Origin of the sequence: Microbacterium sp. LMI12-1-1.1 (assembly GCF_040676455.1) — a bacterium.
In the GTDB taxonomy this organism is placed as follows: domain Bacteria; phylum Actinomycetota; class Actinomycetes; order Actinomycetales; family Microbacteriaceae; genus Microbacterium.
This window is the reverse complement of sequence record NZ_JBEGIA010000012.1, coordinates 83,336-102,152: the sequence shown is the minus strand read 5'-3', so window position 1 is coordinate 102,152 and position 18,817 is coordinate 83,336. Positions and strand designations below refer to the sequence as shown.

At 70.9% G+C, this 18,817-nt stretch carries 20 protein-coding genes; 12 read left to right on the top strand and 8 right to left on the bottom strand.

Annotated elements, in window-relative coordinates:
• Window positions 1-9: 9 nt before the first annotated feature.
• Window positions 10-690, bottom strand: a complete 681-nt coding sequence (locus MRBLMI12_RS09175; protein WP_363355939.1) for a hypothetical protein — start codon at window positions 688-690, stop codon at window positions 10-12.
• A 155-nt stretch (window positions 691-845) separates the two neighbouring features.
• Between MRBLMI12_RS09175 and MRBLMI12_RS09170 the strand changes: the two genes are divergently transcribed.
• Window positions 846-1,658, top strand: coding sequence for an alpha/beta fold hydrolase (locus tag MRBLMI12_RS09170; RefSeq protein WP_363355936.1), 813 nt, complete (start codon window positions 846-848; stop codon window positions 1,656-1,658).
• The gene (locus MRBLMI12_RS09165; protein WP_363355934.1) at window positions 1,655-1,999 is read left to right on the top strand and encodes a SelT/SelW/SelH family protein; all 345 of its coding nucleotides are present in this window, start codon (window positions 1,655-1,657) and stop codon (window positions 1,997-1,999) included. Before MRBLMI12_RS09170 ends, MRBLMI12_RS09165 begins: the two co-directional genes overlap by 4 nt.
• A 3-nt stretch (window positions 2,000-2,002) precedes the next feature.
• On the opposite strand, the gene MRBLMI12_RS09160 is transcribed toward MRBLMI12_RS09165, so the two are convergent.
• Window positions 2,003-2,452: a hypothetical protein gene (locus tag MRBLMI12_RS09160; RefSeq protein WP_349425665.1), complete on the bottom strand. Its 450-nt coding sequence runs from the start codon at window positions 2,450-2,452 to the stop codon at window positions 2,003-2,005.
• Window positions 2,453-2,704: 252 nt separating this feature from the next.
• Between MRBLMI12_RS09160 and MRBLMI12_RS09155 the strand changes: the two genes are divergently transcribed.
• The 3 genes from MRBLMI12_RS09155 (at window position 2,705) to MRBLMI12_RS09145 (ending at window position 5,268) form a co-directional block, all read left to right on the top strand.
• Complete coding sequence (locus MRBLMI12_RS09155) at window positions 2,705-4,087, top strand: pyridoxal phosphate-dependent decarboxylase family protein (RefSeq protein WP_363355932.1); 1,383 nt, start codon at window positions 2,705-2,707, stop codon at window positions 4,085-4,087.
• Between the two features lie 111 nt (window positions 4,088-4,198).
• Window positions 4,199-4,927, top strand: coding sequence for an acyl-CoA synthetase (locus MRBLMI12_RS09150; RefSeq protein WP_363355930.1), 729 nt, complete (start codon window positions 4,199-4,201; stop codon window positions 4,925-4,927).
• Window positions 4,924-5,268 carry an amino acid transporter gene (locus MRBLMI12_RS09145; RefSeq protein ID WP_349425662.1) on the top strand — a complete coding sequence of 115 codons (345 nt, stop codon included), beginning with the start codon at window positions 4,924-4,926 and terminating at the stop codon, window positions 5,266-5,268. Before MRBLMI12_RS09150 ends, MRBLMI12_RS09145 begins: the two co-directional genes overlap by 4 nt.
• Window positions 5,269-5,355: 87 nt before the next feature.
• Here MRBLMI12_RS09145 and purB read toward each other — a convergent pair whose 3' ends face one another.
• A complete protein-coding gene (gene purB, locus MRBLMI12_RS09140) occupies window positions 5,356-6,735 on the bottom strand; it encodes an adenylosuccinate lyase (RefSeq protein WP_363355928.1) in 1,380 nt (459 codons plus the stop codon).
• Between the two features lie 59 nt (window positions 6,736-6,794).
• A complete protein-coding gene (locus tag MRBLMI12_RS09135; RefSeq protein ID WP_349425660.1) occupies window positions 6,795-7,301 on the bottom strand; it encodes a low molecular weight protein-tyrosine-phosphatase in 507 nt (168 codons plus the stop codon).
• 165 nt (window positions 7,302-7,466) lie between these two features.
• Here MRBLMI12_RS09135 and MRBLMI12_RS09130 point away from each other — a divergent pair, with 165 nt between their 5' ends.
• From MRBLMI12_RS09130 to MRBLMI12_RS09120, 3 genes are all read left to right on the top strand, one after another.
• The gene (locus MRBLMI12_RS09130) at window positions 7,467-10,115 is read left to right on the top strand and encodes an ExeM/NucH family extracellular endonuclease (protein WP_363355926.1); all 2,649 of its coding nucleotides are present in this window, start codon (window positions 7,467-7,469) and stop codon (window positions 10,113-10,115) included.
• 144 nt (window positions 10,116-10,259) lie between these two features.
• Window positions 10,260-10,562, top strand: a complete 303-nt coding sequence (locus tag MRBLMI12_RS09125) for a hypothetical protein (protein WP_363355924.1) — start codon at window positions 10,260-10,262, stop codon at window positions 10,560-10,562.
• Window positions 10,559-12,154 carry a hypothetical protein gene (locus tag MRBLMI12_RS09120; RefSeq protein WP_363355922.1) on the top strand — a complete coding sequence of 532 codons (1,596 nt, stop codon included), beginning with the start codon at window positions 10,559-10,561 and terminating at the stop codon, window positions 12,152-12,154. Before MRBLMI12_RS09125 ends, MRBLMI12_RS09120 begins: the two co-directional genes overlap by 4 nt.
• Window position 12,155: 1 nt before the next feature.
• Here the strand turns inward: MRBLMI12_RS09120 and MRBLMI12_RS09115 are convergent, their stop codons facing one another.
• Genes MRBLMI12_RS09115 through MRBLMI12_RS09105 form a run of 3 tightly spaced genes read right to left on the bottom strand, consistent with a single transcriptional unit; the run spans window position 12,156 to window position 13,160 of the window.
• A complete protein-coding gene (locus tag MRBLMI12_RS09115) occupies window positions 12,156-12,545 on the bottom strand; it encodes a phage holin family protein (RefSeq protein WP_349425656.1) in 390 nt (129 codons plus the stop codon).
• 46 nt (window positions 12,546-12,591) lie between these two features.
• Window positions 12,592-12,957, bottom strand: coding sequence for a type II toxin-antitoxin system death-on-curing family toxin (locus tag MRBLMI12_RS09110; protein WP_363355920.1), 366 nt, complete (start codon window positions 12,955-12,957; stop codon window positions 12,592-12,594).
• On the bottom strand, window positions 12,954-13,160 hold the full coding sequence (locus MRBLMI12_RS09105) for a ribbon-helix-helix protein, CopG family (RefSeq protein ID WP_363355918.1): 207 nt from the start codon (window positions 13,158-13,160) through the stop codon (window positions 12,954-12,956). The genes MRBLMI12_RS09110 and MRBLMI12_RS09105 overlap by 4 nt, the downstream gene beginning before the upstream one ends.
• A gap of 81 nt (window positions 13,161-13,241) precedes the next feature.
• On the opposite strand from MRBLMI12_RS09105, the gene MRBLMI12_RS09100 reads away from it, so the two are divergent.
• The 4 genes from MRBLMI12_RS09100 (at window position 13,242) to MRBLMI12_RS09085 (ending at window position 18,100) form a co-directional block, all read left to right on the top strand.
• On the top strand, window positions 13,242-14,363 hold the full coding sequence (locus MRBLMI12_RS09100) for a histidinol-phosphate transaminase (RefSeq protein WP_349425655.1): 1,122 nt from the start codon (window positions 13,242-13,244) through the stop codon (window positions 14,361-14,363).
• Between the two features lie 53 nt (window positions 14,364-14,416).
• Window positions 14,417-15,541: a thiamine pyrophosphate-dependent enzyme gene (locus tag MRBLMI12_RS09095; protein ID WP_349425654.1), complete on the top strand. Its 1,125-nt coding sequence runs from the start codon at window positions 14,417-14,419 to the stop codon at window positions 15,539-15,541.
• A 59-nt stretch (window positions 15,542-15,600) separates the two neighbouring features.
• Window positions 15,601-16,566 (top strand): alpha-ketoacid dehydrogenase subunit beta, encoded by a 966-nt coding sequence (locus MRBLMI12_RS09090; RefSeq protein WP_331907383.1) that lies wholly within the window; start codon window positions 15,601-15,603, stop codon window positions 16,564-16,566.
• A 154-nt stretch (window positions 16,567-16,720) separates the two neighbouring features.
• Complete coding sequence (locus MRBLMI12_RS09085) at window positions 16,721-18,100, top strand: dihydrolipoamide acetyltransferase family protein (RefSeq protein WP_363355915.1); 1,380 nt, start codon at window positions 16,721-16,723, stop codon at window positions 18,098-18,100.
• A gap of 21 nt (window positions 18,101-18,121) precedes the next feature.
• Here MRBLMI12_RS09085 and MRBLMI12_RS09080 read toward each other — a convergent pair whose 3' ends face one another.
• Complete coding sequence (locus MRBLMI12_RS09080; protein WP_363355913.1) at window positions 18,122-18,766, bottom strand: hypothetical protein; 645 nt, start codon at window positions 18,764-18,766, stop codon at window positions 18,122-18,124.
• Window positions 18,767-18,817: the final 51 nt, after the last annotated feature.

The window sequence follows — 18,817 nt, the reverse complement described above, 5'->3', positions numbered from 1 at the left end:
GATAGAGGTTCAGACCCGCTCGTCGCCGAAGCCTGCGCGGTCGACGCGGCGGTGGTAGCGCATTCCGGCCGCTCCGCCGAGGACCGCCGCGATGAGCGTGATCACGGCGGCGCCGATGGCGGTCAGGATGCCGGTCCAAGTCGCCGCGTCGGGGGTGACGGGGATGCGGGGGAAGATGTCGATGTTCGCCAGGATGTCCCACTGCGCCCCGGCGATGGCCGTCACGACGGCTACGACGATGGCGATGGCGATCGCCCAGAGCCAGACGGCCAGACCCTGCTTGGCCCCGCTCAGCCGCGCCATGCGCCCGGCGACGTAGCCGCCGGCGAAGTAGGCGACGAACAGCACGACGGCGATCGCGATCGCTCCGATGATGGTCGCCGCGCCCATGTTCTGGTCGGCGGCATCGACCGCGTCTTCGACGGTCTCAGGCGAGGCCAGGCCGGTCGCCGCTCCGATCGCGGCGACCACGGCGGTGAGGGCAACCAGCGCGCCCAGGGCCGCGAGCCATCCGAAGAAGGCGGCGCCGAGCTTGATGCCGCCGAAACGCTCGTGCTCGCGAGCCACGACGGTGTCGCGCAGAGACGCGTCACGGCTGTCGGCCACGCCATTGCGGTCGAGGTCGGTGTCGGTGCGCCGCGGGGCCAGGGGCTCCGTCGGGCGTGAACCGCGGGGGTCGTCCATGCTCATGCCGCGACGTTAGGCGGAACAGCCGTGAACGCTCAGCCCGTTGCGATTCGGCGTCGAGAAGCGTAATCTCCGCGGGCTGACCCGATGGTGCGGGGTCGTTGCGCGACATGTGCGGCTGCGGCGGTGCCGGCGCGGGTGGGAGCAGAATGGCGGGTATGGATGCCGTCGCCCCCGTCGTGCGCACCGAGATGCCGCAGCCCAGTTTCATCATGTCGAACGAGGGGTACCAGCTGGCGACCTACGCCTGGGGCGAGCCCGACGCCGACGCCGTCCTGTGCGTGCATGGATTCGCATCGAGCTGCCGTGACAACTGGGTCGAGACCGGCTGGGTGCGGATGCTGACCGCGGCGGGCTACCGGGTCATCGGGGTCGACCAGCGGGGCCATGGGGCCAGCGACAAGCCCGACGATCCCCGCGCGTACTCCATGACCGCGTTCGTCGGGGACTTGATCGCGGTGCTCGACACCTACCTCGTCGACGCCGTGCGGTACGTCGGATACTCCCTCGGCGCCCGGGTCGGGTGGCAGCTCGCGGTCGACGCGCCGGAGCACATCAGCCGCGCGGTGCTGGGTGGCATCCCCGACGGCCGACCGCTCGGACGCCTGCGCATCGATCAGGCCCGGGCGTATGCCGAGGAAGGCATACCGGTGGCCGACGCCGTCACGCAGAACTACGTGCGACTCGCCGAGCGCGTGCCGCAGAACGACCTGCGCGCGCTCATCGCGCTCGCCGAGGGGATGCGGTTCGGCGACGCCGACCCGGATCCCGCGCGTCCCCCGGCCCAGCCGGTCCTCTTCGCCACCGGTTCGGACGACGCGATCCTCGAGCGCTCCCGGACGCTGGCGGCGACCGCGCCGAACGGCACCTTCGTCGAGATCCCGGGCCGGCATCACTTCAACACCCCCGGGTCGCGCGCGTTCCGTGACGCGGCGCTGGAGTTCCTCGCCCCGGACGGAGACGTCGCATGACGCACCGCGTCCGGGTCGTCTACTGCACGCAATGCGCGTGGATGCTCCGCGCGGCATGGATCGCCCAGGAGCTGCTGACGACGTTCCAGGCCGAGCTCATGGGGGGCGGCGCCACCCTCGAGCCCGGCACCGGCGGCATCTTCGAGGTGTATGCCGACGACGAGCTCGTGTGGTCACGCACCGCGGACGGCGGCTTCCCCGACATCGTCGTCCTCAAGCGGCGGGTGCGTGACCGCATCGCTCCCGGGCGTGCGCTGGGTCACGCCGACCGCGCCGCCGACCGCGCCGCCGACCGCGCCGCCGATCGCCCGGCGCGCGACGGCGGCGAGGCGACGAGGTAGGCCTCAGGCGGGCTCGGCGACGGCGTTCTTCACCAGCTGGGTGATCTTCTTCTCGACCTCGGGAGTCCACGCGAGCACCGCGAAGCCGATCGGCCACATCTCGCCGTCGTCCAGCCGTGAGGGCTCGTCGAAGTTGATCGTGGCGTAGCGGGTCTTGAACTTCGACGCCGGCTGGATGAAGACGACGACCTTGCCGTCGCCGTTCGCGTAGGCGGGGAAGCCGTAGAACGTCTTCGGCACGAGGTCGGGCGCGGTGTCGGAGACGACCTTGTGCAGGCCCTCCGCCAGGACTTTGTCGGTGCCCTCGAGCTTGCCGATCGCCTCCAGCACCTGCTTCGTGCCCGCCTCGCGGTTCTTTCCCGCCTTGGCCTGAGCGCGCAGCTCCTTGGCGCGATCCTTGACAGCCTGGCGCTCGATGTCACTCAGTCCGTCGGATGAAGTCTTCTCGGCCATTTCGTTCTCCTTCGCGTTCGTGGGGCCGCTTTCGCGGCTCGTGATCTCACGCTACGACGCGGTCCGCGGGCGCGCTTCTCCATTCCTGCTTGATGGTGGACTCGTGATCCACCCGGGGTTCGGGGCGCACTGCGAACTCCTGGGGCGCACGCGCCACGCCCCGACCGGGCACGGTGCGCCCCGAACCCGCACGGTCCCGAAACGGCGCCCGTGGTCTAGCGTGATCTGCACCCTGAACACCGAGGAGCCGCAATGTCCGCGACATCCCCGGAGGAGATGCACGCCATCTCGTCCGACACCCGCCACACCGTCGAAGACGTCCTCGAGTACGCACGGCGCCGGGCGCTGTACGAGAACGTGCCGCTCGACAAGCCGATGACACCGCGCGACCTGGAGCGGCTGGCATCGGGCTCGATCACGCCGGAGGGCATCGGCTCGCGGCGCGCGATCGCGCTGTTCGAGAACGTGCTCGCCCCGTCCTGCGTGTCGACCGATCACCCCGGGTATCTGTCCTTCATCCCCTCGGCCCCGACCAAGGCGTCCCTGGCGTTCGACGTCGTGGTGTCGGCATCCGCCATCTACGGGGGCTCGTGGATGGAAGGCTCCGGCGCCGTCTACGCCGAGAACGAGGTGCTGCACTGGCTCGCCTCGGAATTCGGGATGCCGGAGGGCTCGGGTGGCGTGTTCGTGCAGGGCGGCACGATCGGCAACCTCTCGGCCCTGGTGACGGCGCGGGACGCCGCTCGGCGCCGCGCTGCCGAGGAGGGACGCGCGGCGCCGCCGCGCTGGGTGGTCGTGTGCAGCGCGGAGGCGCATTCGTCGATCGCGTCGGCCGCCGCCGTCATGGACGTGGACGTCGCGACCGCCGAGGTCGACGCGGACGGCCGCCTGCACGGCGAGTCGGTTGCGCGGGTGCTCGACGAGCACGGCGACGCGGTGTTCGCCGTCGTGGCGACCGGCGGCACGACGAACTTCGGCATCGTCGACGACATCGCGGGCGTCGGAGCCGTCGCTCGCGAGCGCGGCGTGTGGTTCCACGTCGACGGCGCCTACGGGCTGGCGGCGATGCTCGTCGAGCGGATGCGGCCGGCGTTCGCCGGCGTGGGGCTCGCCGACTCGGTCATCGTCGACCCGCACAAGTGGCTGTTCGCGCCGTTCGACGCGTGCGCGCTGATCTACCGCGAGCCCGCGCTGGCGCTGTCGGCCCACACGCAGAAGGCCGAGTACCTCGACACCCTGACCGGGAAGCCCGACTGGAACCCGTCCGACCTCGCCATCCAGCTCACCCGCCGCGCCCGCGGACTGCCACTGTGGTTCTCCCTCGCGACCCACGGCACCGAGCAGTACCGCGCCACCATCGAGTACGGCATCGACCTCGCCCGTGCAATCGCCGACGAGATCGAGGCGCGCGAGGGGCTGTCGCTCGTGCGCGAGCCGCAGCTGTCGGTCGTGGTGTTCCGCCGCGAGGGCTGGACGCTCGCGGACTACGAGGCGTGGTCGGACCGCCTCCTCGAGGAGCAGCACGCGTTCGTCGTGCCGAGCTCCCACGCCGGCGAGCCTGTGCTGCGCTTCGCGATCATCTCGCCGCTCACCACGTTCGAGCTCCTCACCGGCATCCTCGACACCCTCGCCTGACGGCGCGAGGACGGGGGCCGGGAGGGGGTTCAGGATGCTGTCACCTACGACGCACGTAGACTGAAGGCATCCGTTCTCGCTTCTGAGAACCCGCTCCTCCGCAGGATCACCGTGACCTCAGCCGATTCCCGCACGTTCGCCGTGCGCCATGTGCAGCTCGCGCGCGCCGCGTTCGCTGCCCTCGCGGCGCTCATGATCACGTTCTCGCCGGATCATTCGGCAGCTGTGGGCAGCGCGGTCTTCAGCGGCTTCGCGATCGCCACCGGACTGGTGCTGCTGCTCGCGATCTGGCTGGTGTATCCCGCCCGCCGCCGCTGGCCTGCGGCCGCCCTCGGCGGCATCTCTGTCGCCGCCGGCATGGCGGGCGGTCTCTATCCGCTCCGCACCGTGACCGGCTACTTCGTCATCGTCATCGTGTGGGCGCTGCTCAGCGGCATCATCGAGCTCATCGCCGGGTGGCGCGGGCTCCGCGGTGATCGCGAGAGGCGCGAGATCGCGCCCGGTGTCGCCGACGCCCGGCCGGCCGCCCTCGTCGGCCCCCGCTCCGAGAGCCGCGACGCCGTCGTCGTCGGCGCCATCACGATCCTGCTCGGCGTCGCCCTGCTGTTCGTGCAGCCCGCGTATGCGCTCAACTACACGATCGAAGAGGCGCACGCGACCTTCACCCTCACCGGCATCACGATCGGCGTCGGGCTGTTCGGCGGCTACGCGGCGATCGTCGCGGTCTACCTCGGCATCGCCGGCTTCTCGCCGCGCCCGGCCGAGCCGGACACCGCCGAGAGCGTCACGGCGGAGGCACCCGCATCCGCCGACACCACCCCGCAGAAGGACTCCGCGTGAGCCACGACAGCCCCACCCGCCGCGACCTGATGAAGCCCCTGCAGCTGCTCGGGCTGGCGTTCGGCGCCGCTCTGTTCGCGGGCGTCGTGACGCTCGTGTCGATGGGCTTCTTCCAGCAGCGCACCGCCGACGAGGCGCAGCGCGCCGTGGTCACCGCCCTGGTCATCGCCGGCATCAGCTTCATCGCGGTGCTGCTCATCGTCTCGCTCCTGCTGCTCGCGGTCGACCCCGCCCAGGTGACGAAGCAGATCGACCGGCCCGTGCTGTTCGACGACGAGTCCGAGAAGCCGGAGCCGGGCGAGGACCCAGGTGCCGCGGCATCCGGAGACCCGAAAGCCTGACGCACGCTCCGCGACCGGAGCTTCTGCCTGGGTCGTTGAGCGAGCGAGGAACGCGGTCGTTGAGCGACCGAAGGGTGATGGAACGCGCTAGAGCTCGTCGACCAGCTTCGAGGCGAGCCCGTCGTACGTCGCGGGGGTGAGCGCCAGCAGGCGCTCCTTCGCCTCGTCGCCGATGTCGAGCCCGCGCACGAACTCCGAGAGCTCGGGCCCGCCGACGCGGCGGCCGCGGGTGAGGTCCTTGAGGAGTGCGTACGGGTCGGTGATCTGCGACCGGCCGGCCGCGATCTCGGCGCGTACGACCGTCTGGATCGCCTCAGCCAGCACCTCCCAGTTGGCGTCGAGGTCGGCCCGCAGCGCGTCCTCGGCAAGCGAGATCTCACCGAGACCCCGCTGCAGGTTGTCGAGCGCGAGCAGCGCGTGCCCGAACGCGACGCCGATGTTGCGCTGCGTCGTCGAGTCGGTCAGGTCGCGCTGCAGGCGGCTCGTGACCAGCGTCTGCGAGAGCGTCGCCAGCAGTCCGCCCGCGATCTCGAGGTTCGCCTCGGCGTTCTCGAACCGGATCGGGTTGATCTTGTGCGGCATCGTCGACGAGCCGGTAGCGCCGGCGACGGGGATCTGCGTGAAGTAGCCGATCGAGATGTAGGTCCAGATGTCGGTCGCCAGATTGTGCAGGATGCCGCCGGCGTGCCGGACGCGGTCGTACAGCTCGACCTGCCAGTCGTGCGACTCGATCTGCGTGGTCAGGATGTTGAAGTCGAGGCCGAGGCCCTCGATGAACCCGCGCGAGAGCTCCGGCCAGTCGACCTCAGGGGCGGCTGCGAGGTGCGCCGACCACGTCCCGGTCGCACCCGAGAACTTCGCGAGGTACTCGCCGCCCTCGATCTGGTCGGCGACGCGCGAGAGGCGCCACGCGAAGACCGCGAGCTCCTTGCCCATCGTCGAGGGCGTCGCCGGCTGGCCGTGCGTGCGCGACAGCATCGCGGCGTCGCGGTGGTCCGCGGCGAGCTGGGTGAGCGTGGCGATGACGGCGCGCAGCTTCGGCAGCCACACGCGCCGAACGGCGCGCTGCACGGTGAGCGCATACGAGGTCGAGTTGATGTCCTCGCTGGTGCAGGCGAAGTGCGTGAGCTCGGCGACGGCGTCGAGGCCGAGGGTCGACAGCCGGTCGCGCACGAGGTACTCGACGGCCTTGACGTCGTGGCGCGTCACCGCCTCCTTCTCGGCGAGCCAGTCGATCTCGGCCTGCCCGAACTCGAGGTACAGCGCGCGCAGGCGCGCCTTGTCGTCGTCCTGCAGCGGCGAGGTGCCGAACAGCGAGCGGTCGGTGAGGGCGATGAGCCACTCCACCTCGACCTCGACGCGGGCGCGGTTCAGCCCGGCCTCGGACAGGTACTCGCCCAGTTCGCCGACGGCGGGGCGGTAGCGCCCGTCGAGGGGGCTGAGGGGCTGCGGGGGAAGTGAGGTCACGGTGGCTCCCGTCGGTCTCGGCGAAGACGACCGTCGATCCGGCGTCATGGCACCGGAGGTCATGGCGCAGGGCGGATGGCGGGTTCGAGTTGCCGGAAGAGCGCCCGGCTCGCACTCTCGATCATACCGAGCACCTCGTCGAACATTCCGGGCCCGGCATAGTACGGGTCGGGCACGTCCAGCGTGAGAGCGGTTGGATCGAACGAGAGCAGCAGCGCGATCTTGTCGGCGTCGCCCTCGGTGCGCGCCCATCCGTGCAGGATCCGCTCGTGGCTGCGGTCCAGCGCCACCACGAGGTCGCTGTGTGCGAAGTCGGCGTGCGTGAACTGCCGCGCGCGGTGATGGGCGCCGTCGTAGCCGGCACGCTCGAGCGCCGCGATCGTGCGCAGGTCGGCCTGCTCGCCGACGTGCCAGTCGCCGGTGCCGGCACTCGTCGAGGCGACTCGGGCGCCCAGGCCCGAGGAATCCGCGAACTCCCGGAACACGACCTCGGCCATCGGTGAGCGGCAGATGTTGCCGGTGCATACGAACACAACGCGGAAGGGCGCCACGTCGGTCGCGGTCATGGGTTCCATTCTGGACCGAGGCGACACCGAACGTTAAGGATCTCTCCTCCCGAGGGCTTCCATCGGAGGATGCCGCTCCCCTAGCTTGTGACCAGCGGGGAGGCGACCGGCCTGCCCGCGGTCCCCTGCGCGGTCCACCGGCCGCCGTCCTCACGTGGAGGTCCCGTGTCCCCATCACCCCGCAGATTCGCCGCCGCCGTCGCGGCCCTCACGCTCGCCGCGGCGGGCGTGGTTGCCTTCGCCGCACCCGCGGCCGCGGCATCCGGAGATCTGCTCATCAGCGAGTACATCGAGGGATCGTCGAACAACAAGGCGATCGAGATCTACAACCCGTCGACCGCGAGCGTGAATCTCGCGACGACCGGATACGCGCTTCAGCAGTATTCGAACGGCAGCGCCTCGGCCGGACTGACGATCCCGCTGACCGGCTCCGTCGCAGCGGATGACGTCTACGTGCTCGCCCACGGTGCGGCCAATGCGGCCCTCCTGGCGGTCGCCGATCAGGTGACGGGCACGACCACGGGGCTCTTCAACGGCGACGACGCGGTCGCCCTCGTGAAGAACGGCGTCATCGTCGACGTCATCGGGCAGATCGGGTTCGACCCCGGCAGCGAGTGGGGCACCGGCCTGAACTCCACGGCCGACAACACCCTCCGTCGCGCCGCGGAGACGTGCTTCGGCGACACGAACGGCGCCGACGCCTTCGACCCGGCGGTCGGCTGGACAGGATTCGCAACGGACACGTTCGACGGGTTCGGTGCGCACGACGCGGACTGCGCTCTCGAACCGCCGACCGACCCCGACCCGGGCCCGGTCGCGGACTGCGCCGCCACCCCGGTGACGATCGGATCCGTCCAGGGCTCCGGTGCGGCGTCGCCGATCCAGGGGCAGAACGTGCTGATCAAGGGTGTCGTCGTCGGCGACTTCCAGTCGACCGGCGGCTACGACGGCTACTACGTGCAGGACGGCGGCGACGCCGACACGGCCACCTCCGACGGCATCTTCGTCTACGCCCCGGGCGGCACCGCCGTCAACGTCGGCGAGAGCGTCAGCGTCGCGGGTGCGGTCAAGGAGCAGTTCGGGCTCACCGAGATCGTCGCGGCCGACGTGGAGGTCTGCCCCGGCGGTGCGACCATCCCCGAGCCGACGCCGCTGCAGCTGCCGGCCACCGTCGAGCAGCGCGAAGCGCTCGAGGGCATGTACGTGACGCTCCCGCAGAAGCTCGCGATCGGCGAGACGTTCGAGTACGGGCGCTTCGGCACGATCACGCTGACCAACGGCCGGCTCGACACCCCCACGGCAGTCGTGGAGCCCGGTGCGGCAGCCGTCGCGCTGGCGGCCGCCAACCTCGACAACAGCATCACGCTCGACGACGGCCGCAGCACCCAGAACCCCGACCCGGCGATCCACCCCGACGGCGGGACGTTCACGCTCGAGCACTCGTTCCGCAGCGGCGACCTCGTGCAGAACGCCACCGGCGTGCTGGACTACCGCTTCGACGTGTGGGGCGTGCAGCCGACCGAGGGCGCCGACTTCACCGTCGGCAACCCGCGGCCGGAGTTGCCGGACGTGGGCGGCGACCTGAAGATCTCGAGCTTCAATGTGCTGAACTACTTCACCTCGATCGATCCGACCCCGACCAGCTCGAGCGACGACGACTACTACCGGGGTGCCGACACGGCCGACGAGTTCCAGCGCCAGCAGGACAAGATCGTCTCGGCGCTCGCCGAGATCGACGCGGACGTCTTCGGGCTCCTCGAGATCGAGAACAACGGCACGGCGGTGCAGGCGCTCGCCGACGCGCTCAACGCGCGCGTGGGTGAGGGCACCTACGTGCCCGTCACGACAGGCGTCATCGGCACGGATGCCATCGCGACGGCGATCATCTACAAGCCGGCGTCGGTCGCCCCGGTGGGCGCGCACCTGCTCATGACGAGTGCGATCGACCCCGCCTGGTCGGACGAGCGCAACCGCCCGGGGCTCACCCAGCGGTTCGCATCGACCGAGACGGGCGAGGAGTTCGTGGTGTCGGTGAACCACCTCAAGTCGAAGGGCTCGGCCTGCGCCGAGAGCCCCGACCTCGGCGACGGACAGGGCAACTGCAGCGCGCTGCGTACGGCGGCCGCCACGGCGCTCACGACCTGGCTCAACACCACGGTGGCGACGGACGGCCGGGCGATCGTGATCGGCGACCTGAACTCGTACGACCACGAGGACGCGATCGACGCGTTCGTCGCGGGCGGCTTCACCGACCTGGAGAAGCAGTTCAACGGCGAGCACGCGTACTCGTACGTGTTCGACGGGCAGCTGGGCTACCTCGACTACGCCCTCGCACAGCCGGCGCTGCTCGCGGATGTGTCGGGCGCCTCGGCGTGGCACATCAACGCCGACGAGCCGAGCCTCATCGACTACGACATGTCGTTCAAGCTTCCGGCGCAGGACGCCCTCTGGGCGCCCGACCCGTACCGCTCGAGCGACCATGACCCGGTGATCGTGGGGCTGAACCTCACGCCCCCGGACACGACGGATCCCACCATCGAGGTGACGGCCGAACCGTCGGCCGTGTTCCCGCCGAACAACAAGATGCGCACGGTCGAGTTCACGATCGACGCCGCCGACGACAGCGGCGACGTCACGGTCGAGTTCACGGACGCGACCGCGACCGGCTCGTCGAAGGCGCACTGGGAGCAGATCGACGACGACACCTTCCGCGTCAAGGCCGTGAAGCGCGCGGTCTACCGCTTCACCTGGACGGCGACGGATGCCGCGGGCAACAGCGCGACCGACACGGTCGAGGTGGTCGTGGGCAAGTAGGGCTCTCGAGCTCTCCACACCCGGGAGGGGCGTCGTTCGAATGCGGAGCGGCGCCCCTCCTCCACATGCGGCCGAGGGGCGCCGTTCTCCACGGACCGTCGCCGCCTCGGCGGCGCCCCGATCCTCGAGGAGCACGATCGACGGGTGACTCTCGTTCCCCCGGTCGCCGATGCGGCGTCTCATCAGCTCGCCGAGGTCGTGCGCGAACTCGCACGACTCCTCGACCGGATCGCGGATGCCGCGCTCGTCGCGCGCGGACTCGCCGACGCCGTCGACTGGCAGGCGAAGGCGGCCACGGCGTTCCACGACCGGGCCACCGCATGGGCGGGCGACGTGTCGGGGCTCACCTGCCTGGCCGAGACCGTGCGATACGACGTCGCACGCGCCCGCGAGCGCGCGGCGTTCGCGGAGTCGCTCTCCGCCGTGTTGTCCGGGGCGGGACGATGAGCGACCCGCCCCCCGGGAACGACGTGTTCGCACCCGCCGTTCCCCGTCAGGACGGGGCGACGGACGGCGGCCTGCTGGCGCCCGACCTCGTCCGCGATCCCGGACGCCTCGGTCCGAGCGAAGGACTCATCAGCCTGCTCGCCGACAGCTGGCCGCGCGTCGACGACGGCCTGCAGATCCGCAGCGGCGGCGCCGTGGCCGTGGACACGGCCACCCTGTCTGCGGCCGCCGTGCGCTTCGATGCCGCTCGCGAGGAGCTCGCCGCCATCGCCGACCGCGTGCGCGCGCTGCAGGACGTGCTGCGGATGCTGCCGGCGCACACGGACGACGCCCGGGCGGCGGCATCCGCTCTCGCCGCGCAGCTGCAGGCGGTGCACGAGGAGTCCGAGGAGATCGCTCGCGCGCTGCGCGAGGCGGCGTGCGCCTACGAGATGGTGGAGATCCAGGCCGAGCACCGGGCCGCCGTCCTCGCCGGCGAGGGCGCCCGCGCGGACCGCCTCGACGCGCGGATGACCGCGCTGGTCGAGCAGCATCCCGACGCCTGGCGGATGGCGCTCGACGCGGAGTTCGGGTACGCCCTCTCGTGGCCATCCGAGCTCGTGCGGCAGGCGACCCACTGGGGGGTCGGGCTGGGCAGCGAGATCAACGACCCGGGCGCCGTCGTGGCGGGCGCAGGCGCCGGCCTGCTCACCCTGGGCGGCGCTGTGGCCGTCGGCCTGGCGGACACCGGGAGGCTCCCTCGAGAGGCGAGGCTCACAGGCACGGCCGGGCCGGTGACGCTGATCCCGGTGACGCCGGCAGCACCCGGCAGTGCGGTGGGGGCGGCCGGGGTCGGAACCGCGGGCACCGCGCGTGCCGCCGGTGCCGGGGGTGCCGCCTTGCCCGGGTCGCCGAGCTCGCCTACCTCGGTCGCGCCGCAGAGCCTGGCGGCGGCGACGGCGCGGATCCCGGGTTCGGGAGACTCGCGGGTGCGGGTCGAGCGGTACACGATGCCGGACGGCTCGCGGCAGTACGCCGTGTACATCGCCGGGATGCAGTCGGGCGCGATGGGCGGCGACGACGCATGGGACAACGCGTCGAACGTGGAGCTCTTCGCCGGAAGGACGTCGGATTCGTACGCCGTGACCGAGGCGGCGCTCGCCGCGGCCGGGGCGCAGCCGGGCGAGGCGATCCACGTGTTCGGCTTCTCACAGGGCGCGATGATCGGTTCGCACCTGGCGCTCGAGGGCCCTTACGACACCCAGACGCTCGTGTCGCTGGGCTCGCCCGTCGACGCCGACGTCGGACCGGGGACGCTGAGCGTATCGGTGCGACACTCCGACGATCCCGTCGTAGGGCTCGCCGGTGGTGGCCATGCCCAGCCCGTCGGCGCGTCCGGCAGCTTCATCGTCGAGCGGGTCTCCGACCCCGACGTCGCCGTCGACGAGGTGGGGCTGCCCGCGCACCGGCTGACCGCGTATGCCGAGACGGCGGCGCTCGTCGACGCGTCGTCCGATCCTCGGGTCGACGGCCTGCGACACGTGTTCGACGACCTCGCGCGCGCGGATGCCGTCGATGTCACCGAGTACGCCGCGAGGCGTGATGCGGGCTGAGTCAGTCCTTGCGCGGTCGCAGGATGATGCCGAAGATCCAGTTGATCAGGGTGATGATGACCGCCGCGACGACGCCCCACCAGAAGTCCTCGACCCGCAGGCCCCAGTTCCACCAGTGCGTGAGCCAGGCCGTGAGCCACAGCAGGAAGGCGTTGATGAGGAGGCCGATCAGCCCCAGCGTGAGGATGTAGAGCGGGAACGCCAGCACCTTGATGACGGTGCCGATGATCGTGTTCACGAGCGCGAAGATCACCGCGACGATGAGCAGCGTCAGCACCAGCTGAAGCGTCCCTCCCGGCGGGAACGGCACGACGAAGACCTGGAGCGCAGGGATCAGGGTGACGACCCAGATCGCGAACGCGTTGATGACGACGCGGATGAGGAAGCCCATGGTCCGCCCAGTCTTCCATGACGCGCGCCCGCGTCCAACGGCGGACCTAAGGTGTCGCCGCTCCACGCAGGGTGAGCGCGACCGCCGACAGGTCGATCTTGCTCTGCGCCACGTCGAGTACGAAGTCGAAAGCATCGTCGAGAGGCATGTCGATCACCGCACCGTTGAGCTCGAGGAAGGTCAAGGTCGCGACCCAGGAGAACCGTTTGTTGCCGTCGAAGAAGGGGTGGTTCTGCGCGAGCGAGGACATGAGAGCAGCCGCCTTGGCAAAGAGGTCGGGGTATGCCTCCACACCGAACATCGCGCTCTCCGGCCGTGCAAGCGCGGACGACAGCAGTCCGAGATCCCTGACGTGAAGCCCCATGTCCGCCGCAATGGCGGCAGCCTCAGGAAGGCGGAGGTACTCGGTCACGCATCCTCGAGGCGGGTGAGGAGATCGGCGTAGCGTTCCCGTACGCCCATCGCCACCCGCGTCGCACGCTCGACCGCGCTCTCGGCGCTGACGAGCTGGGACGTCGCCTCGATGATGAGCGCGTGCTTCGACGTGTGGCGGGCGCGGGCGAGGTCTTCGAGCTGCGCGTCCAGCTCTGCGGGCAGTCGAACCGTCATTGCCATACCGGAATGGTATCTCGGTACCGAAGCGGTATCAAGTTCACACAGGTGTTGGGATGTCTTACCGCTCGTAGACTCGGGACCGTGACCGACGCTCCCGAGATCCCCGTCCGCGTGCGCCCCGAGGTCGCTGCGCTGCCGCCGTACAAGCAGGGCCGGCAGGCCGGCGCCGAGGCGTTCAAGCTGTCGAGCAACGAGAACCCGTTCGACCCGCTGCCGGGCGTGCTCGAGCGCGTGCAGGCGGCGACAGCGCTCAACAGATACCCGGACGCCAGCGCCGCGCGGCTGCGCGAGCGCCTCGCCGAGCGCTTCGCCGTCGGTGCCGACGCGATCCACATCGGCGCCGGCAGCGTCTCGATCCTCGCCCAGCTCGTGCTGGCGACATCCGGCCCGGGCGACGAGGTCATCTACGCGTGGCGCTCGTTCGAGGCCTACCCCTGGCTCGCGGTGGTCGCCGGTGCCACGGCCGTGCAGGTGCCGCTCGCCGCGGGCGCCCGCCATGACCTCGATGCGATGGCAGCCGCGATCACCGACCGCACGCGCGCCATCATCGTGTGCAGCCCCAACAACCCGACCGGCCCCATCGTCACGCAGGCCGAGTTCGACGGGTTCGTCGCCCGCGTGCCCGCCGACGTGCTCGTGATCCTCGACGAGGCGTACTCCGAGTTCGTCACCGACACCGACGCCGTCGACGGTGCCCGGGTGCTCGCGACCGGCAGCCACCCCAACGTCGTGGTGCTCCGCACCTTCTCCAAGGCGTACGGCCTCGCCGCGCTCCGGGTCGGCTATGCCGTCGGCCACCCGCGCGTCCTCGACGCGGCCCGCAGCACCGCGATCCCGCTGTCCGTCACCGCCCACGCCGAGGAGGCGGCGCTCGCGAGCCTCGACGCCGAGGACGAGCTGCTCGAGCGCGTCCGCGTCATCGCCGAGCGTCGTGACGGGCTCGCGGACGGCCTCCGCCGGGCCGGCTGGAACGTCCCGGAGGCGCAGGGCAACTTCGTGTGGCTGCCGGCCGGTGACGAGACCGCGACCTTCGCCGCCGCCTTCGAGGAAGCAGGCCTGATCGTCCGTCCGTTCGCCGGCGACGGCATCCGGATCTCGGTCGGCGAAGAGGAATCTGTCGAGAAGGTCCTAGGGATTGCAGCATCCGTTGTGAAGAACCTCCCGGAAGGGCACGCAGGAGTGCGGGCTAGCGTAGAACGGTGACCCCGCCTGAAGACTTGGTGACGACTGGCGCCACGGCACCTTCGGAAACCACCGTGCCCGAAGACCCCGCTCTCATCCGCTTCCTGGAAGCGGACGGCACCTTCGCCCCGACCCCCGCCGCCGAGCGCTATCGCGCCGCCGTCGACGCGCTGAGCGACGCCGACCTCGAGACGTTCTACCGCGACATGGCCGTCATCCGCGCGTTCGACGTGCAGGCGACGAACCTCCAGCGCCAGGGCCAGCTGGCCCTCTGGCCGCCGAGCTACGGCCAGGAGGCCGCGCAGGTGGGTTCCGCCCGGGCGGCGCGTCCGCAGGACCACATCTTCCCGTCCTACCGCGAGCACGTCGTGACGAAGATCCGCGGCGTCGACCCGATCGACATCATCCGCGTGATGCGCGGACTGACGCACGGCGGGTGGGACCCGACCGACCCGAAGAACGGCAACACCCACATCTACACGCTCGTCCTCGGCTCGCAGACGCTGCATGCGACCGGGTTCGGCATGGGGCTGGTCTTCGACGGCCGGTGCGGCACCGGCGACCCCGACCGCGACGAGGCCGTCATCGTCTACTACGGCGATGGCGCGTCGAGCCAGGGCGACGTGCACGAGGCGATGGTCTTCGCCGCGAGCTATCAGACCCCCGAGGTCTTCTTCCTGCAGAACAACCAGTGGGCCATCTCGGTGCCCGTCTCGACGCAGTCGCGCTCGCCGCTGTACAAGCGCGGCGAGGGATACGGGATGCCGAGTGCCCTGATCGACGGCAACGACGTCCTCGCGAGCTGGGCCGTCACACGGGCGGCGCTCGACGAGGCGCGCGCGGGCGGCGGCCCGCAGGCGATCGAGGCCATGACCTACCGGCTCGGCGCGCACACGACGAGCGACGACCCCACGAAGTACCGGCCGTCGAGCGAGGAGGAGGCGTGGCGTCGCCGCGATCCGCTCGCACGCATGAAGGCCTTCCTGCTCACCCGGGGCGCGTCGGAGTCGTTCTTCGCCGACGTGGATGCCGAGGCGGACGCTCTCGCCGACGACATCCGCACCCGCACCAACGCGCTGGGCGGACTCGAGGCCGACGACATCTTCGCCCACGTGTACTCCGAGCCCCATCCGCTCATGGACGAACAGCGGCAGTGGCTCGCCGGATACGAGGCATCCTTCGAGGGAGGCGCATCGTGACCGACACCGAGATCCGGGCTACGAGCGCGGCGGAACCCGAGGCGCCCGCGGTGCAGACGATGCCGCTCAGCCGGGCCATCAACGCCGGTCTGCGTGCGTCTCTCGCCGGCAGCGACCGCGTGCTGCTCATGGGTGAGGACATCGGCAAGCTCGGCGGCGTCTTCCGCATCACCGAAGGGCTGCAGGCCGAGTTCGGCGAGCGCCGCGTGATCGACAGCCCGCTCGCCGAGTCCGGACTCGTCGGCACTGCGATCGGGCTGGCGCTCGCCGGATTCCGCCCGGTCGTCGAGATCCAGTTCGACGGGTTCGTCTTCCCCGCGTTCGACCAGATCACCTCGCAGCTGGCCAAGATGACGAACCGCCTCGAGGGCGCGGTGCAGATGCCCGTCGTGATCCGCATCCCGTACGGCGGGCACATCGGCGCCATCGAGCACCACCAGGAGAGCCCCGAGGCGTACTTCACGCACACCCCGGGCCTGCGGGTCGTGAGCCCGTCGACGCCGAACGACGGGTACTGGATGATCCAGGACGCGATCGCCTCGGCCGACCCCGTGATCTTCCTCGAGCCGAAGAGCAAGTACTGGCAGAAGGGTGAGGTCGACACCTCCGCCCGCGCCCTGCCGCTGCACGCGTCGCGCATCGTCCGCCGCGGCACCGACGTCACCCTCGTCGGCCACGGCGCCATGGTCACGACGATGCTGCAGGCCGCCGTGCTGGCCGAGGCCGAGGGCACCAGCATCGAGGTCGTCGACCTGCGCTCACTGTCGCCCGTGGACTACGGCCCGATCCTCGAGTCCGTGCGCCGCACCGGTCGCATGGTCTACGCGCAGGAGGCCCCGGGCTTCACGTCGCTCGGCTCTGAGGTCGCGGCGACCGTGATGGAGCGTGCGTTCTACGCGCTCGAGGCTCCGGTGCTGCGCGTGTCGGGCTTCGACGCCCCGTTCCCCCCGGCCAAGCTCGAAGGCGTCTTCCTGCCCGACGCCGACCGCATCCTCGAGGCCGTCGACCGGTCCCTCGCCTACTGAGAGGGAGCCGGTCGTTGAGCGAGCGAGGAAGGAGCGAGACGAAACGTCTGCGCCCGGCGTATCGGTTCGGTTCGGCGCGTTTCGTCTCGGTCGCTGGCGCTCCCTCGCTCAACGACCGAGGAACCTTCGACCGGGTCTTTCGAAAGGACACTCCATGAGCACCCAGACGTTCGTTCTCCCCGATGTCGGCGAAGGCCTCACCGAAGCCGAGATCGTGCAGTGGCGCGTCGGCCCGGGCGACACCGTCGCGGTCAACGACGTGCTCGTAGAGATCGAGACGGCGAAGTCGCTGGTCGAGCTGCCCTCGCCGTTCGCCGGCACCGTCGGCGAGCTGCTGGCCGTCGAGGGCGCGACGGTGAACGTCGGCTCGGCGATCATCACGATCGCCTCGACGACGGATGCCGCCGCCCCGGCCACCGTCGGACAGTCCGAGCACGGGCAGCCCGCCGAGCCCGCCGAGGGCGAGGGAGCGGTGCTCGTCGGGTACGGCACCGGCGGTCAGGTGCAGTCCCGGCGGCGCAAGGCCGCCGTTCCCGCAGCGGAACGGGTCGCGGCATCCGTCGGCATCATCGCCAAGCCGCCGATCCGCAAGCTCGCGCGCGACCTCGGGGTGGAGCTGTCGGCCGTGGCGCCGAGCGGCCCCGCCGGCGAGGTGACCCGCGAGGATGTCGTGCGGCACGCGTCGCAGGCCAGCGTGTTCCGCAACATCGAGACGCCCGAGTGGGGCGACGTGCGCGAGGAGACCATCCCGGTCGCCGCGCCGGCGCCCGCGGAGCGGCCGACGCCCGGCCCCGCCGAGGTCGCGCCATCGACGCCCGCTCCCGACGCCGCCGGTCGCGAGGAGACCATCGCCGTCCGGGGTGTGCGCAAGGCCACCTCGTCGGCGATGGTGCAGTCGGCGTACTCGGCCCCGCACGTCTCGGTGTGGACCGACGTCGACGCCACCCGCACGATGGAGCTCGTCAAGCGGCTCAAGACGTCGCCGGACTTCGCCGACACGAAGGTCTCGCCGCTCTTGATCATGGCGCGCGCCGTGATCTGGGCGGCGCGGCGCACCCCGATGGTGAACGCCGCGTGGGTGGATGCCGAAGGCGGCGCCGAGATCCGGGTGCGGCGGTACGTCAACCTCGGGATCGCCGCGGCGACGCCGCGCGGCCTCCTCGTGCCGAACATCAAGGATGCACAGGACCTGTCGATGCGCGAGCTGGCCCGGGCGCTCGAGAAGCTCACCCTCACGGCGCGGGAGGGCAAGACGACTCCAGCCGACCAGCACGGCGGAACGATCACGATCACGAATATCGGCGTGTTCGGCATGGACGCCGGGACTCCGATCATCAACCCGGGCGAGGCGGGCATCGTGGCACTGGGCACGATCCGGCAGAAGCCCTGGGTCGTGGACGGCGAGGTCCGGCCGCGATGGGTGACCACCGTCGCCGGCTCGTTCGATCACCGCGTGGTCGACGGAGACGGGATGTCGCGCTTCATCGCCGACGTGGCGTCGATCCTCGAGGAGCCGGCGCTGCTCCTGGACTGACCCCCTTCGGCGGAACCCGCCTCAGCCGTCGATGCGCCGAGGCGTCTCTGCGGCGGGGGCCCGGTGCGCGGCGCGCAGCAGAGACGCCGGCGCGAGGGAGCGCGGGCGACCGAGGATCAGCAGCAGCGCGATCGCGAACAGCCCGCCCATCGTGCCCGCCATGATGTCGGCCATCGTGTCGTCGAGCCCGCCCTGGGCGACGGTGCCGATGAGCCGGTCGCTCGCGAACTCGCAGATCTCCCACGCGGCGGCGAAAGCCATCGCGGTCAGCTGGATGACGGCCAGAGCGAACCACGCGGGGAACGGGGCGTTCACCCGCTCCTCCATGCGCCGCACCCACAGCATCCCGAGCCACGCGAGCATGACGCCGGAGTCGAAGTGGATGAGGGTGTCCCAGTCGGCGATCGCGACGTAGACGTTCAGCGCGCTGCCCGCGTACGGGCCCAGCGTGATGAAGATCAGGTAGTGCAGCTGAAACGCGCGGGGCAGCGTCGTGCGGAAGACGAGCTCGGCGGCGGCAGGCGCCCACATCGACAGGACGAGCAGCACCGTGAGCAGCATCTGCGCCGGCAGGCCGGCCGCAGACAGCACCAGGGCGACGACGAGGGCTCCCGCCTGGAAGGGGAGGGCGAGCAGCAGCGAGCGGCGGACGACCTGCGGGAGCACGGGACCGACGCTATCAGCGGTCCGGTCGCGTGAACGGGTGAGATTTGAGAA

Excerpts from the sequence above, each read along its gene's own strand:
- MRBLMI12_RS09175 (WP_363355939.1), bottom strand. The coding sequence starts at position 690 with ATGAGCATGGACGACCCCCGCGGTTCACGCCCGACGGAGCCCCTGGCC.
- MRBLMI12_RS09170 (WP_363355936.1), top strand. The coding sequence starts at position 846 with ATGGATGCCGTCGCCCCCGTCGTGCGCACCGAGATGCCGCAGCCCAGT.
- MRBLMI12_RS09165 (WP_363355934.1), top strand. The coding sequence starts at position 1,655 with ATGACGCACCGCGTCCGGGTCGTCTACTGCACGCAATGCGCGTGGATG.
- MRBLMI12_RS09160 (WP_349425665.1), bottom strand. The coding sequence starts at position 2,452 with ATGGCCGAGAAGACTTCATCCGACGGACTGAGTGACATCGAGCGCCAG.
- MRBLMI12_RS09155 (WP_363355932.1), top strand. The coding sequence starts at position 2,705 with ATGTCCGCGACATCCCCGGAGGAGATGCACGCCATCTCGTCCGACACC.
- MRBLMI12_RS09135 (WP_349425660.1), bottom strand. The coding sequence starts at position 7,301 with ATGACCGCGACCGACGTGGCGCCCTTCCGCGTTGTGTTCGTATGCACC.
- MRBLMI12_RS09120 (WP_363355922.1), top strand. The coding sequence starts at position 10,559 with ATGAGCGACCCGCCCCCCGGGAACGACGTGTTCGCACCCGCCGTTCCC.
- MRBLMI12_RS09115 (WP_349425656.1), bottom strand. The coding sequence starts at position 12,545 with ATGGGCTTCCTCATCCGCGTCGTCATCAACGCGTTCGCGATCTGGGTC.
- MRBLMI12_RS09105 (WP_363355918.1), bottom strand. The coding sequence starts at position 13,160 with ATGGCAATGACGGTTCGACTGCCCGCAGAGCTGGACGCGCAGCTCGAA.
- MRBLMI12_RS09090 (WP_331907383.1), top strand. The coding sequence starts at position 15,601 with ATGCCGCTCAGCCGGGCCATCAACGCCGGTCTGCGTGCGTCTCTCGCC.
- MRBLMI12_RS09085 (WP_363355915.1), top strand. The coding sequence starts at position 16,721 with ATGAGCACCCAGACGTTCGTTCTCCCCGATGTCGGCGAAGGCCTCACC.